This is a genomic window from Microbacterium sp. NPDC064978, assembly GCF_044543605.1.
GTDB classification, from domain to species: domain Bacteria; phylum Actinomycetota; class Actinomycetes; order Actinomycetales; family Microbacteriaceae; genus Microbacterium; species Microbacterium meiriae.
In genome coordinates this window covers 1-13,765 of the sequence record NZ_JBITWF010000003.1, presented here as the reverse complement: position 1 = coordinate 13,765, position 13,765 = coordinate 1, and the positions used below count along the sequence as shown (strand labels likewise).

Below are 13,765 nucleotides of genomic sequence, written 5' to 3'. Positions count from 1 at the left end.
TCATGCCGCGAACACCCACGACGCTGCTCTCCGTCGCCGACCAGGAGCGTCGGCGCGCGCTGCGGCGGATGAAGGCCGTCGCGCTCGGCGCCCTCATCTTCATGGCCCTCGCCTTCATCGTCGCGTTCGCGTTCCAGGAGCGGGTCGGTGGGCTCGCCTACGTGCGAGCCGCGGCGGAGGGCGGGATGGTCGGCGCGCTGGCGGACTGGTTCGCGGTCACGGCGCTGTTCCGCCGTCCGCTCGGCCTGCCCATCCCGCACACCGCGATCATCCCGAACCGCAAGGACGAGATCGGCCGCACGCTGGGCGAGTTCGTGGAGACGAACTTCCTCGCTGCCGACGTCGTGCGCACCAAGCTGACCAGCACCGCGATCGCCCTCCGCGCCGGCGAGTGGCTCCGCGAGACCCCGCATGCCGAGCGGGTCGCTGCCGAGGGCGCGACGGTCGCGACGGCGGTGCTGAACGCGCTGAGCGACGACGACGTGCGCGACCTCCTCGCCGACCTCGCCCGCGAGCACCTCGTCGCACCGGAGTGGGGGCCGCCCGCCGGAGCGTGGCTGGAGAAGATCGTCGACGCGGAAGCGCACCACGGCGCTGTCGACCTCGCGGTGGACAGCATCGGGCGGTGGCTCGACGCGAACGCCGCGTCCTTCGCCGGACTCGTCTCCCGACGACTCCCCGGGTGGATGCCGAAGATCGCGCACCGCCTGATCGACGACACGGTGTACAACGAGGCGGTCAAGTTCGTCCGCGCCGTGCAGGCCGATCCGCGGCATCCGGCCCGCCTCGCGATCGACGGGTACCTGTCCCGCCTCGCTGACGCTCTGCAGAACGACCCCGCGACGCGCGAGAAACTGGAGAACGCCAAGGCTGCTCTCTTCGACAGCCCGCGCGTCGGCGCCCTGGCGGCGGAGGCCTGGAACACCGCCAAGAACGGACTCCTCACCTCCCTCGCCGACCCGGAGAGCGGGCTGCGGCGTCGCGCCGTGCAAGCCCTGCAGGAGGTCGGCGAGCGGCTCACGACCGACGCCGCCCTGCAGCGCCGGGTCGACACGTGGGTCTCGGACGCGGCCGTCTTCCTCGTCGACCGGTACCGGCACGACATCGCCTCGATCATCACCGACACCGTGGAGCGCTGGGATCCCGCCGAGACCACCGAGAAGATCGAGCTCATGGTCGGCCGCGACCTGCAGTACATCCGTCTGAACGGCACCGTCGTCGGCGCCCTCGCCGGCCTTGCGATCTTCACCGTCGCCCACGCCCTGATCCCGGGAGTCTGACATGGCGCTGTCCCACGATCCGTCCTGGCCGCGCGCCGGGGCCTGGCCCGCGTTCGAGGACACGGCCGATGCGGTGCTCCTCGGCGTCCCGACCTGGCGCACCTCGCTGTCCCCGACCGGAGCCCACGCGACGCCGGCCGCGATCCGCGAGGCGCTCCCCCGCTACGGCACGACGGTCCTCGGCCCGCCGACGATCGACCTGGACGAGGTGCTCCGCATCGCGGATGCCGGGGACGTGCCGGAGCCGGACGGCGACACCGGAGAGGCACGGACGATCGAGCGGGTCCGGGAGCTGGCGCGAGCGTCCGACCTCGTCATCGCTCTCGGCGGCGACAACTCCCTCACCTACCCTGTCGCCCTCGGTGCGGAGGCCACGGGCCTGATCACGTTTGACGCCCACTTCGACCTGCGCGACGGCGTCTCGAACGGCACACCGGTGCGGCGACTCGTCGAAGACGCTCCGGCGGCGTCCGGCCTCCCCACCGCCCGCATCGACCCCACCCGGATCGTGCAGATCGGCCTCGCCGACTTCGCGAACTCCGCCGCCTACGCCCGCCGCGCGGCGGACTGGGGCATCCGGGTCGTCACGCTCGACGACGTGCGCCGTCGGGGGATCGCCGACGTCGTGGCCGAGGCGGTCGAGATCGCGGGGGCGGGCGTCGAGCCCCGCGTGCACCTCGACATCGACGTGGACGTGTGCGACCGCGCGGTCGCCCCGGGGTGCCCGGCCAGCGTCCCCGGAGGCCTGGCGGCGTGGGAGCTGCGCGCCCTCACGCGCGGTGTCGCCGCCGACCCGCGGGTCCGGAGCGCCGACATCGCCGAGGTCGATGCGACAGCGGATGCCGAGGACGGTCGCACCGTGCGACTCGCGGCCCTCTGCGTGCTCGAGCTGCTCGCCGGCCTCGCCGCGCGCTGAGCAGAGGAGCGGCCCGGGCGACGCGCCGGATCAGCGCACGACGAGCTCGGGCGTGATGAGCGCGTGCGCCGAGCCGGACTCGACCCGACGCGGCGCGACGACGTCCCCCGTCGGCCCCATCAATAGATGGAGGATCGCCTCCGCCACATCCTCCGGTCGCTGCTCGACGCTGGAGAATCCCAAGGCTTCGGCGGTGGGCGTGTTGTCGAACCCGATGACCGGGACGGTCTTCCCGGCGTCGGCGAGGCCGAGCAGGGCCCCCACGGCGAGCGAGTCGCTGGCGCAGACGATGGCGTCCGCCCGGATGCCGTCTTCCAGCGCCCGGGTGATCGCCCGACGCGCCTCGGGAACCGAGTCCTCGGCGACGACCCTGGCGCCGTGCGCCCCCGCCTCCGCGACGGCCTCGCGCCACCCGCGTTCTCGATCGTCCCCCGTGCCCGACCCCGACGGCCAGCCCAGGAAGGTCACCGCGCTCCCGTGCTCGAGCGCATACGTCGTCGCCGCCCTGGTGCCCGCCGCGCCGTCCACGTCGACCCAGAGATGCATCGGATCGGAGATGTCGTCATCTCCCCACGGCCGTCCGAAGGAGATGAAGGGCAGACCGAGCGCGTCCAGCCGCGTGACGCGGGGATCGTCGCGCACGGTGCCGGTGAGGATCGCCGCATCGATCTCGGATCCGTCCCACAGTTCGGCGAGCCGGCCGAGTTCCTCCTCCGGGGTCCGTGCCGCGTACACGAGCATGCGCATGCCGCGATCACTCGACCGCTCCGTGATGGCGTGCACGAACCGATCCAGCACCACCCCCGAGATCCCGCCCAGGTACGGGTCGAGCCGGATGCCGATCGTCGAGCTCCGACGCAGGCGCAGCCGGCGGGCCGCCGCGTGCCGACGGTAGCCGAGCTCGTCGATGGAGGCGAGCACGCGCTCCCGGGTGGCCGGCCGGACGATGTCCGGGGTGTTCAGGACGTTCGACACCGTTTGGCGGGAGACGCCGGCGTGTGCCGCCACATCCTCCACCGTGGGGGCCTTGGCCATCGCACTCCTCGATCCCGGCGGCTTGACACGTCCGCACTGCCGCACCTAGCGTATTCCATGCAGAGTTTGATCGTTCAAATTCCTCCCCGCCGGCCCTCATCAAAGGAGAGAGAGACATGACACGGCAGACCACACGCGCCTGGCTCGGCGCCGGAGCGGTCCTGATCACCACCACCCTCGTGCTCACCGGGTGCGGCTCCGGGTTCTCAGGCGAGGAGCAGAGCGAGGGCGACACGGACCTCACCTCCTCCGACGACGGCCTCACGATCCTCATCGGCTCGTCGGGCGACGCCGAGACCGCCGCAGTGCAGTCGGCGCTCGACGCCTGGTCCGAGGAGTCCGGCACCGAGGTCGACCTCCAGGTGGCGAGCGACCTGGCGCAGGAGCTCTCCCAGGGCTTCGCCGCCGGGAACCCCGCCGACCTCTTCTACCTCGCACCGGAGCAGATGGCCGGGTACGCCTCGAACGGCTCCCTCCAGGCGTACGGCGACGAGCTCTCGAACAAGGACGACTTCTACCCCTCCCTCGTCGAGAACTTCACCCTCGACGGCACGTTCTACTGTGCGCCGAAGGACTTCTCCACGCTCGCGCTCGTGATCAACACACGCATGTGGGCGGAGGCGGGACTCACCGATGCCGACCTCCCGAAGAGCTGGGACGACCTCGCGGCCGTCGCGCAGAAGCTCACCACCGCCGACCACGTGGGTCTGGCCTTCGGTGCCGAGTACCAGCGCGTCGGCACGTTCATGGCGCAGGCCGGCGGCGGGCTCGTGAAGGACGGCACGGCGATCGCGGACGACCCCGCGAACGTCGAGGCGCTGGAGTACGTGCAGACCCACCTCGTCGACGGCACCTTCGCCTACGCGAAGGACGTCGGGGCCGGCTGGGGCGGCGAGGCACTCGGGAAGGAGCTGGCCGCGATGGTGATCGAAGGCAACTGGATCACCGGTGCGATGGCGAACGACTTCGGCTCCGTGGACTACACCGTCGCCGAGCTTCCCGAAGGACCGGGCGGCCAGGGCACCCTGCAGTTCACGAACTGCTGGGGCATGGCTGCCGACAGCCCCAACCAGCAGGCGGCCCTCGACCTCGTCGAGTACCTCACCAGTGCCGACAGCCAGCTCGCCTTCTCGAAGGCGTTCGGCCCGATGCCGTCGATCACCTCCGCCGCCGACCAGTGGACCGCGGACAACCCGGACCTCGCGCCCTTCCTCGCGGGAGCGGACTACGCGCAGTTCCCGCCCAACCAGGACGGCGCTGCGGATGTGATCGCCGACTTCAACGCGCAGCTCGAGTCGCTGAAGACGGGAGACCCCGCACAGATCCTCGGCACCGTGCAGTCGAACCTCGAAGCGATCGTCGAGTAGCGATGGCGGGACAGGCCCTGTCTCGCCGCGGGGGAGCCTCCGGACTCCGCCGCGGCGAGGCCGCAGCCGGGTGGCTCTTCACGGCGCCGGTCATCCTCATCCTCGGGGTCTTCTTGCTGGTCCCCGTGCTCATGGCGCTCTGGGTCAGCATGTCGGACTGGGCGGGGCGCGGCAGCCCCCTCTCGCCGTCGGTCTCGTTCGTGGGCACCGAGAACTACTCGGCCGTGCTGGCCGACGGCGGCCTTGCGACCAAGGACTTCGGGACCGCGCTGCGCAATAACTCCTGGTACGTGCTGCTCGTCGTGCCCCTGCAGACGGCCATCGCCCTGTTCCTCGCTGTCCTGGTGAACAGAGCGGTGCTGCGCGGCCGCGGGTTCTTCCGGACCGCGTACTACTTCCCCTCCGTCACGAGCTCGGTGGCGATCACGGTGCTCTGGCTCTTCCTGTTCTCCGCGAGCGGAGCGGTCAACAGCGTGCTCGCCTGGTTCGGCCTGAACGGTCCGAACTGGTTCAACGACCCCCGCGGCATCCTGCATCTCGCGCTCAGCGGCATCGGCATCGACACCGGACCCGCCGCGCTCACCGGCGGCGGGATGCTGGGCATCTCCTGGTGGGAGTGGCTCGCCGGTCCGTCGATCGCCATGAGCGCCTACATCCTGATGGCCATCTTCACGACCTCCGGCACCTTCATGCTGCTCTTCCTCGCCGGTCTGCAGAATCTCGGCGCGGACGTCGACGAGGCGGCCATGATGGACGGGGCGAACGGGTGGCAGCGGTTCTGGCGGGTGACCCTGCCGCAGCTGCGGCCGACGCTGTTCACGGTGCTCACCCTCGGGCTCATCGGCTGCTGGCAGGTGTTCGATCAGATCTACACCGGCACCCGTGGCGCCCCCAGCAAGACGACCCTCACCCCGGCGTACCTGTCGTACAAGACGGCGTTCACGGACCAGGAGTGGGGTCAGGGCGCGGCGATCGCCTTCATCCTCTTCGTCATCATCGTGATCTTCACGCTGCTGCAGCGCTGGGTGCTGCGCGACCGGCCGGTATCGCGGCGCCGCATCCGCGCGTACGAGGTCGCGCGCGAGGGAGGGGTTTCATGAGGCTCTCGCGCACGCAGCTGACCTGGCAGATCGTGCTGTACACCGTGCTGATCGTGCTCGCCGTCATCTACATCTACCCGTTCCTGATCCAGGTGTTCACGAGTTTCAAGACGGACGAGGACGCCGCGAGCTCCGGCGTGAACCTGCTCCCGGAGTCGTGGACGTTCGCCGCCTATGAACGACTCTTCGCCAACTCCGACTTCCCGTCGTGGTTCGTCAACAGCGCCATCGTGACGATCTTCGTCACCGCGGGGCGGGTGTTCTTCAACTCCCTCGCCGGATACGCGCTCGCGCGTCTGCGCTTCCGCGGTCGAGGAGTCGTGTTCGCGGCCCTCGTCGCCGTGATGTCGGTGCCGACCGTCGTCCTGCTCATCCCGAAGTTCCTCGTCATCAACCAGCTCGGCATCTTCAACTCCTACGCCGGCATGATCCTGCCGCTGCTGGTCGACGCCGCCGGCGTCTTCATCATGAAGAACTTCTTCGAGTCGATCCCCGTCTCGGTCGAGGAGCAGGCGCGGATCGACGGAGCCGGTGCGTTCCGGACCTTCTGGTCGGTCGTGCTCCCGATGGCGACGCCCGCCCTCATCACGATCGTCATCCTGTCGTTCCAGGGGTCGTGGAACGAGCTCAGCCACTTCATCGTGTCCACGAACGACCCCGCGCTGACGACCCTCACGAAGGGTGTCGCCTCGCTCGCCAGCGGGCAGCTCAGCCAGGGCACCCAGTACCCGCTCAAGCTCGCCGCGGCGCTCATCATGACGATCCCCGTCGCCGTGATGTTCTTCATCTTCCAGCGTCGCATCATGAATTCCACCGAAGGAGCCGTCAAGGAATGACCGACCGCCCCCACCTCCAGCCGCTGCTCGACGACGCCGTGGTCGTGCTCGACGCCCCCACCCAGGTCTGGTCCGACCGCGACGGCGACGTGGGCGGCGCCCCGATCCACGGGGTCTACCATGGCGACGTCCGTCACATCGCCGCGATCGGACTCGAGGTGCGGGGCACCGCCCTGGAAGCCATCGCCTGCTCGGCGCCGGTCCCGCAGCGTGCGCTGTTCACCGGCCTGCTGCGCGGACTCGACGATGCCGCCGCCGATCCGAAGGTGCGCCTCGACCGGGATCGCACCGTCGAGGCGGGAAGACTGACCGAGACCCTGCGGGTGTCCTCGCACCTCATGCACGAGGTGACGGCCGAGCTCACGGTGCGCATCCGCCCGGATTTCACCCCCCTGCAGCTCGTCAAAGCGGGGGTGGCCGGGGGCGAGGAGTGGTCGTGGGACGGCGAGCGCTGCCGCGCAGGGCAGGCGTCGTTCACGCTGCGCGCTGTGGACGCCGCCGTGTCGATCGACGGTCGGGAGATGCTGCTCACCTGGCGGGTGACCGTCCCTCCGCGCGGCGAGGTCGAGGTGACGTGGTCGGTCGACCTCGACGATCCGACCCTGGTCGTGACGTCGTCGCCCCGGACAGCCGGCGTCCGGCCCGTCCCCACCGGAGCGGACCCTCGCGCCGCGCGCTGGCTGGAGCGCGCCTGCGCCGACCTCGATGCCCTGCGACTGGCCCTTCCGGATCAGCCGGACGAGGCGTTCTACGCCGCGGGCGCCCCCTGGTTCTTCACCCTGTTCGGACGGGACTCGATCTGGGCGGCCCGTCTCGCCCTCGCCGCCGACCGCGACATCGCCGCCTCCACCCTGCGGGTGCTCGCGCGTCTCCAGGGCACGGTGCACGACCCCGGCACCGCGGAGGCCCCGGGCAAGATCGCGCACGAGCTCCGCAGCGCGGAGCTCTCCCTCCCCGGCGAGGGCGTGCTGCTGCCTCCGCTCTACTACGGCACGGTCGACGCGACACCGCTGTGGATCTGCCTCCTCGCCGACGCGCGCGCGGCCGGCCTGACGATCACGGAGCTGAAGGACCTGGAGCCCGCGTTGCGCGCCGCAGTGACGTGGATGATCGAGCACGGCGACGCCTCCGGCAGCGGCTTCATCGACTATGCGGATGAGTCGGGCCACGGCTTGGCGAATCAGGGCTGGAAGGACTCCGGCGACTCGATCCAGTGGCGCGACGGTCGTCTCGCGGAAGGTCCCATCGCGCTCAGCGAAGTGCAGGGATACGCCTACGAGGCCGCAGTGCGCGGAGCAGCGCTCCTCGACGAGCTGGGTGCAGCCGGCGGTGACGACCTGCGTTCGTGGGCGGCGGACCTGCGGCGACGCTTCCGGGAGGCCTACTGGGTCACCACGCCGGAGGGGCGGTACCCCGCCATCGCCCTCGACGCCCACGGCGCCGCGGTCGACACGCTCACCAGCAACATCGGCCATCTCATCGGCACCGGGCTGCTCGATCCGGACGAGGAGCGCGCCTGCGCGGAACTGCTCGTCGGCGAGACGATATCGAGCGGTTACGGCGTCCGCACGATGTCCACGGAGGCCTCGGGATACTGGCCGCTGAGCTACCACGGCGGCAGCGTGTGGACCCACGACACCGCGATCGCCGTGCACGGGATGCTCCGCGCCGGCCTCACCGATCATGCCGGACGCATCGCCGCCCAGCTGCTCGATCTCGCCGAGGGCTTCGACTACCGCGTGCCGGAGCTGCACTCGGGCGAGCCCCGCGTCGACGGCGGCCGACCGGTCCCCTACCCGGCCGCCTGCCGTCCGCAGGCATGGTCCGCCGCTGCCGCCGTGGTCTGCGCCGAAGCCCTGCGGTGAGGGGCGGGACGGTCAGACGACGGCCGTCCCGTCCTTCCAGACGCGCTGCACCAGCGGCACCCCCGGCCGGTACGCGAGGTGCACGCGAGAGGGGGCGTCGAGCAGCACGAGGTCGGCGCGCACACCGGGGGCGATCCGGCCGATGTCGTCGCGCCGGAGCGCGCGCGCCCCGCCGGCCGTGGCGGCCCAGACCGCCTCCGCCGTCGTCATACCCATGTCGCGCACGGCGATGGCGATGCAGAAGGCCATCGACGACGTGAAGCTCGACCCCGGGTTGGTGTCGCACGCGAGCGCCACGGTCACCCCCGCGTCCAGGAGTCCGCGGGCGTCCGGATAGGGCTGACGCGTGGAGAACTCCACACCGGGGAGCAGCGTGAGCACCGTGTCCGACGCGGCGAGCGCGGCGACGTCCGCGTCGGTGAGGTAGGTACCGTGATCCACGGAGGCGGCCCCGAGCTCGACCGCCATCCGCACGCCATCGCCCGGGCCGAGCTGGCTCGCATGCACGCGAGGAGCGAGACCCCGGGCGATGCCCGCCTCCAGGATCCGCCGCGACTGCGCCACCGTGAAGGCGCCGGTCTCGCAGAACACGTCGATCCACCGGGAGTGCGGGGCGCAGGCGTCGAGCATCGGCCCCGCGACGAGGTCGACGTAGGCATCGGGATCGTCAGCGTACTCGACCGGCACCACGTGCGCCCCGAGGAAGGTGACCTCCGGCGTCACCTCGGCGGCGAGGCGCACGAGGCGCTCCTCCTCCGCGACGGCGAGACCGTAGCCGCTCTTGATCTCGACCGTGGTGGTGCCCTGCGTCCGCAGCTCCTCGATGAAGCCACGCAGCCGGCTCCGCAGCTCGTCGTCGCTCGCCGCCCGGGTCGCCTGCACCGTCGAGCGGATGCCGCCCGCCGCGTACCGCTGCCCCGCCATGCGCGCCTCGAACTCCGCCGCGCGATCGCCTCCGAAGACGAGGTGACTGTGGCTGTCGACGAATCCGGGGATCACGGCCCTCCCCCGGGCGTCGACGACCTCGTCGGCGGCGGGGGCTCCCGCGGACGGACCGACCCACACGATCCGCTCGCCGTCGATCAGCACGGCGGCGTCTCTGAGCGTGCCGCTCGGATCGCCCTCGGCGGCGACGTTGGTCGTCAGCTCCCCGATCCCGGTGATGAGGGTGGTCGTCACAGCATCGGCACCTTCAGTCCGCGGTCGCGCGCGACCTCCCTGGCGTGTTCGTAACCGGCGTCCGCATGCCGCATCACGCCGGTTCCCGGGTCGTTGGTCAGCACGCGCGCGAGCTTCTCCGCGGCGAGGGCCGAGCCGTCCGCCACCGTCACCTGCCCGGCATGGATCGAGCGGCCGATCCCCACGCCGCCGCCGTGGTGCAGCGACACCCATGAGGCCCCGGAGGCGGTGTTGAGGAGGGCGTTGAGCAGCGGCCAGTCGGCGATCGCGTCGGAGCCGTCCTTCATGGCCTCGGTCTCCCGGTACGGGGACGCGACGGACCCGGAGTCCAGATGATCGCGGCCGATGACGATCGGTGCGGAGAGCTCTCCCGACGCGACCATCTCGTTGAACTTCAGCCCGGCGAGGTGCCGCTCCTGGTAGCCGAGCCAGCAGATGCGCGCCGGCAGCCCCTCGAAGTGGACGGCCGACCCCGCCTTGTCGAGCCAGCGGTGCAGCGCGGCGTCCTCGGGGAAGAGCTCGGCGATCGCACGGTCCGTCTTGAAGATGTCCTCCGGGTCTCCGGAGAGCGCCACCCAGCGGAACGGTCCTCGCCCTTCCTCGAACTGCGGGCGGATGTAGGCGGGGACGAAGCCCGGGAACGCGAACGCCCGGTCGAACCCGCCGAGCTGCGCCTCCGCGCGGATCGAGTTGCCGTAGTCGAAGACGGCCGCCCCCGCGTCCTGGAAGCCGACCATCGCGGCGACGTGGGCCGCCATGGACGCGCGGGACAGCCGGGTGAACTCCTCCGGATCGCGCGCGGCCTCCGCCTTCCAGCGCGACACGTCGATACCGATCGGCAGGTAGGCGAGCGGGTCATGGGCGCTGGTCTGGTCGGTGACCACGTCGATCGGCACGCCCCGGCGCAGGAGCTCGGGGAAGATCTCCGCGGCATTGCCCACGACGCCGACCGAGAGGGCGTGACCGGCGTCCTTCGCCGCCACGACCCGGGCCACCGCCGCATCGAGGTCGGTCGTGTACTCGTCGAGGTACCGGTGCTCGACGCGGCGCGCCAGCCGCGTCTCGTCGACGTCGACGATCAGGACCGCGCCCTCGTTCAGGGTCACCGCCAGGGGCTGCGCCCCGCCCATGCCGCCGGCGCCGGCGGTCAACGTGAGCGTGCCCCGCAGGGAATCCCGGCCCAGCGAGCGGGCCACAGCGGCGAAGGTCTCGTACGTCCCCTGCAGGATGCCCTGCGTGCCGATGTAGATCCAGGAGCCGGCGGTCATCTGGCCGTACATCGTCAGCCCGAGCTCCTCCAGGCGACGGAACTCCGGCCAGGTCGCCCAGTCACCGACGAGGTTCGAGTTGGCGATGAGCACGCGCGGTGCCCACTCATGGGTGCGGAACACCCCCACCGGCTTCCCGGACTGGACCAGGAGCGTCTCATCCGGCTCCAGCTCGTCGAGCGTGCGGACGATCGCCTCGTACGCCGCCCAGTTGCGCGCCGCCTTGCCCGTCCCGCCGTAGACGACGAGATCCTCCGGGTGCTCGGCGACCTCGGGATCGAGGTTGTTCATGAGCATGCGCTTGGCCGCTTCCGCGCCCCAGCTCTTCGCGGTGCGCTCGGCACCTCGGGCTGCGCGTACCGTACGCGCTGCGGTGTCCTCAGTCATGCATGTGCTCCTTTGCGACACGGGCGACGGCGCCCGACTGGACGAGGGCGGTCACGGCCTCCATCTCGGGCGAGAGGTGGCGGTCAGGTCCGGGGCCTGCGGCGACGGTGCGGACGAGGTCGCGCACGGCCCCGGTCGCCGGGCCCGCCTGCAGCGGCGCGCGCAGGTCGAGCGCACGGGCCGCGGTGAGGATCTCGATCGCGAGGACCCGCGAGAGGCCGTCGACCGCGCGCCGCAGCTTCCGCGCCGCGGCCCAGCCCATCGAGACGTGGTCCTCCTGCATCGCCGACGACGGGATGGAGTCCACCGAGGCCGGAACCGCGAGGCGCTTGAGCTCCGAGACGATGCCGGCCGCCGCATACTGCGCGATCATCAGACCGGAGTCGACGCCGACCTCCGCCGCCAGGAACGGCGGGAGCCCGTGGCTGCGGGCCGGGTCCAGCGCCCGGTCGGTGCGGCGCTCGGACACGGAGGCGACGTCGGCGATGGAGATCGCCAGGAAGTCGAGGACAGCGGCGACCGGGGCCCCGTGGAAGTTGCCGTTGGACTCGATGCGGCCGTCGAGGGTGATGATGGGGTTGTCGATCACGCTGGAGAGCTCGCGCTCCGCGATCATCGCGGCGTGCCCGAGCGTGTCACGTGCGGCGCCGTGCACCTGCGGCGAGCAGCGCAACGAATATGCGTCCTGGACGCGGCCGTCCTCCGGGCCCTTGTGGCTGGCGACCATGGGGGACCCGGTGAGCAGCGCCCGGAGGTGGCCGGCGGAGACCGCCTGTCCCGCCTGCGGACGCAGCGCCATGAGGTCGGCGGCGAACACAGCATCGGTGCCGAGCTGCGACTCGACCGACATCGCCGCCGCCACGTCCGCCGTGAACAGCAACGTCTCGAGGTCGTGGAGCGCGAGCACCAGGGTGCCGAGCATGCCGTCCGTGCCGTTGATGAGGGCCAGCCCCTCCTTCTCGACGAGGGTGAGCGGAGCGATGCCGGCCGCGGCGAGGGCGTCGGCCGCGTCGACGAGACGCCCGGCGGCGTCGCGCACTTCACCCTCCCCCATCGCCGCGAGGGCGATGTGGGCAAGCGGGGCGAGATCCCCGGAGCACCCCAGCGACCCGTACTCGCGGACCACGGGGACGATGCCCGCGTTGAGCAACGCGGCGTAGGTCTCGACCACGACAGGACGCACGCCCGTGCGCCCCGAGGCGAGCGTCTGCAGGCGCAGCAGCTGGAGCCCGCGCACCACTTCCCGCTCCACCTCGGCGCCGGTCCCCGCGGCATGGGAGCGGATGAGGCTCGCCTGCAACTGCAGTCGCCGCTCAGGAGCGATGAAGGTCGTCGCCAGCGCGCCGAAGCCGGTGGACACCCCGTAGTGCGGGTGGGGGTCCGCGGCGAGGCCGTCGATCACACGGCGGCTCTCGGCGACCCTCGCCAGCGCGGCGGGATCCACCCGGACGGGCACGTCATGCCGGACCACGCGGACGACCTCCGCCGGGGAGAGAGGGACGGCGCCGACGATGACAGGGGCAGGATCGCTCATGTCTCGATTCCACACCCATGGAGTCGACGCGGACGAGGCTTCGTGGGAACCTGTGTCTGTGATACCAGACACCTCGGAGACCGACCACGTTCAGGTGCCAGCGGCCGCGCAGACCCTGCGCATCCTCAGCTACCTGGCAGGCCGACCGGCGCCGGTGGCGGCGTCCGCAATCGCCCGCGAGCTCTCGCTCCCGCGGTCGACCGTCTATCACCTGCTCCGCACGCTCGCCGCACATGGCTTCGTCCTGCACCTCCGTGAGGAGCGTCGATGGGGACTCGGCACGTCGGCCTTCGAGCTGGCAGGGGGCTACGCGCGGCAGCAGCCGTTGGCACGGCTCGGCCGTCCGCTCATCGCCGCACTCTCCGACCATCTCGGGGAAAGCGCACACCTCGCGGTGATGAGCGGCGGCGATGTGCTCTACATCGTCGAGGAACGGGCGCCGCGACGCCCGGCACTGGTGACCGACGTGGGCGTGCGCCTCCCTGCGCATTTGACCGCAACGGGACGCGCGATACTCGCCGCCCTCCCCCGTGAACAGGTGCGGGCGCTGTATCCGGATGCTTCGGCCTTCTCCGACCGCACGGGGCGTGGTCCCCGTAGGCCCGGCGAACTGCGCGAACTCCTTCGCGAAGTACGGGTCCGCGAGTATGCGACCGAGGACGGTGAGGTCGCGGACGGACTGCGCTCCGTGGGCGCAGTGGTGCGGGACGCTGCGGGATGGCCGGTCGCCGCCGTGGCGGTCACCTGGGCCGACGACGACGGCAGGGAATCTGCGCTGGCGAAATCGGTACGCGAGACCGCGGCGACGCTCGAGGCACGCCTGGCGCGCTGAGTCCGTCCTGCGGGCCGCGCGGAGCGATCGCGTTAACGCAAGAAGGCCACCCAGCATTGGGTGGCCTTCTTGACTAAAAGGAGTCCGGCGGTGTCCTACTCTCCCACAGGGTCCCCCCTGCAGTACCATCGGCGCTGTGAGGCTTAGCTTCCGGGTTCGGAATGTG

11 protein-coding genes and 1 rRNA gene are annotated in these 13,765 nt (G+C 71.3%); 7 read left to right on the top strand and 5 right to left on the bottom strand.

Annotation, left to right across the window (positions count from 1 at the left end; genetic code table 11):
* Positions 1 to 2: 2 nt before the first annotated feature.
* Both ACIGJI_RS09965 and ACIGJI_RS09960 read left to right on the top strand, forming a co-directional pair.
* Positions 3 to 1,280, top strand: a complete 1,278-nt coding sequence (locus tag ACIGJI_RS09965; RefSeq protein WP_187662415.1) for a DUF445 domain-containing protein — start codon at positions 3 to 5, stop codon at positions 1,278 to 1,280.
* A gap of 1 nt (position 1,281) precedes the next feature.
* Entirely contained in the window at positions 1,282 to 2,196 is a 915-nt protein-coding gene (locus tag ACIGJI_RS09960; RefSeq protein WP_363446555.1) for an agmatinase family protein, read from the top strand.
* Between the two features lie 30 nt (positions 2,197 to 2,226).
* Here the strand turns inward: ACIGJI_RS09960 and ACIGJI_RS09955 are convergent, their stop codons facing one another.
* Entirely contained in the window at positions 2,227 to 3,231 is a 1,005-nt protein-coding gene (locus tag ACIGJI_RS09955) for a LacI family DNA-binding transcriptional regulator (RefSeq protein ID WP_187662417.1), read from the bottom strand.
* Positions 3,232 to 3,347: 116 nt separating this feature from the next.
* Here ACIGJI_RS09955 and ACIGJI_RS09950 point away from each other — a divergent pair, with 116 nt between their 5' ends.
* Genes ACIGJI_RS09950 through ACIGJI_RS09935 form a run of 4 tightly spaced genes read left to right on the top strand, consistent with a single transcriptional unit; the run spans position 3,348 to position 8,399 of the window.
* Positions 3,348 to 4,598 (top strand): extracellular solute-binding protein, encoded by a 1,251-nt coding sequence (locus ACIGJI_RS09950; RefSeq protein ID WP_259954071.1) that lies wholly within the window; start codon positions 3,348 to 3,350, stop codon positions 4,596 to 4,598.
* Between the two features lie 2 nt (positions 4,599 to 4,600).
* On the top strand, positions 4,601 to 5,698 hold the full coding sequence (locus ACIGJI_RS09945; RefSeq protein WP_363446553.1) for a sugar ABC transporter permease: 1,098 nt from the start codon (positions 4,601 to 4,603) through the stop codon (positions 5,696 to 5,698).
* Positions 5,695 to 6,534 carry a carbohydrate ABC transporter permease gene (locus ACIGJI_RS09940; RefSeq protein WP_268776569.1) on the top strand — a complete coding sequence of 280 codons (840 nt, stop codon included), beginning with the start codon at positions 5,695 to 5,697 and terminating at the stop codon, positions 6,532 to 6,534. The genes ACIGJI_RS09945 and ACIGJI_RS09940 overlap by 4 nt, the downstream gene beginning before the upstream one ends.
* Positions 6,531 to 8,399, top strand: coding sequence for a glycogen debranching N-terminal domain-containing protein (locus tag ACIGJI_RS09935; protein ID WP_363446551.1), 1,869 nt, complete (start codon positions 6,531 to 6,533; stop codon positions 8,397 to 8,399). Before ACIGJI_RS09940 ends, ACIGJI_RS09935 begins: the two co-directional genes overlap by 4 nt.
* A 12-nt stretch (positions 8,400 to 8,411) precedes the next feature.
* Here the strand turns inward: ACIGJI_RS09935 and hutI are convergent, their stop codons facing one another.
* From hutI to hutH, 3 genes are read right to left on the bottom strand one after another with little or no spacing between them, the layout of a single operon-like run.
* Positions 8,412 to 9,578: an imidazolonepropionase gene (gene hutI / locus ACIGJI_RS09930; protein WP_363446549.1), complete on the bottom strand. Its 1,167-nt coding sequence runs from the start codon at positions 9,576 to 9,578 to the stop codon at positions 8,412 to 8,414.
* On the bottom strand, positions 9,575 to 11,233 hold the full coding sequence (gene hutU, locus ACIGJI_RS09925) for a urocanate hydratase (RefSeq protein WP_280570079.1): 1,659 nt from the start codon (positions 11,231 to 11,233) through the stop codon (positions 9,575 to 9,577). Before hutU ends, hutI begins: the two co-directional genes overlap by 4 nt.
* Complete coding sequence (gene hutH / locus ACIGJI_RS09920; protein ID WP_363446547.1) at positions 11,226 to 12,767, bottom strand: histidine ammonia-lyase; 1,542 nt, start codon at positions 12,765 to 12,767, stop codon at positions 11,226 to 11,228. Before hutH ends, hutU begins: the two co-directional genes overlap by 8 nt.
* Before the next feature lie 94 nt (positions 12,768 to 12,861).
* Here hutH and ACIGJI_RS09915 point away from each other — a divergent pair, with 94 nt between their 5' ends.
* Positions 12,862 to 13,599 (top strand): IclR family transcriptional regulator, encoded by a 738-nt coding sequence (locus ACIGJI_RS09915; protein WP_363446940.1) that lies wholly within the window; start codon positions 12,862 to 12,864, stop codon positions 13,597 to 13,599.
* Positions 13,600 to 13,681: 82 nt separating this feature from the next.
* Here the strand turns inward: ACIGJI_RS09915 and rrf are convergent.
* Positions 13,682 to 13,765 (bottom strand): 5S ribosomal RNA (gene rrf / locus ACIGJI_RS09910); the annotation flags it as partial.

What these genes read in the sequence shown, in the direction of transcription:
- ACIGJI_RS09935 (WP_363446551.1), top strand. Translation starts at nt 6,531, where the DNA reads ATGACCGACCGCCCCCACCTCCAGCCGCTGCTCGACGACGCCGTGGTC.
- ACIGJI_RS09965 (WP_187662415.1), top strand. Translation starts at nt 3, where the DNA reads ATGCCGCGAACACCCACGACGCTGCTCTCCGTCGCCGACCAGGAGCGT.
- hutH (WP_363446547.1), bottom strand. Translation starts at nt 12,767, where the DNA reads ATGAGCGATCCTGCCCCTGTCATCGTCGGCGCCGTCCCTCTCTCCCCG.
- ACIGJI_RS09945 (WP_363446553.1), top strand. Translation starts at nt 4,601, where the DNA reads ATGGCGGGACAGGCCCTGTCTCGCCGCGGGGGAGCCTCCGGACTCCGC.
- ACIGJI_RS09955 (WP_187662417.1), bottom strand. Translation starts at nt 3,231, where the DNA reads ATGGCCAAGGCCCCCACGGTGGAGGATGTGGCGGCACACGCCGGCGTC.
- ACIGJI_RS09950 (WP_259954071.1), top strand. Translation starts at nt 3,348, where the DNA reads ATGACACGGCAGACCACACGCGCCTGGCTCGGCGCCGGAGCGGTCCTG.
- ACIGJI_RS09960 (WP_363446555.1), top strand. Translation starts at nt 1,282, where the DNA reads ATGGCGCTGTCCCACGATCCGTCCTGGCCGCGCGCCGGGGCCTGGCCC.
- hutU (WP_280570079.1), bottom strand. Translation starts at nt 11,233, where the DNA reads ATGACTGAGGACACCGCAGCGCGTACGGTACGCGCAGCCCGAGGTGCC.
- ACIGJI_RS09940 (WP_268776569.1), top strand. Translation starts at nt 5,695, where the DNA reads ATGAGGCTCTCGCGCACGCAGCTGACCTGGCAGATCGTGCTGTACACC.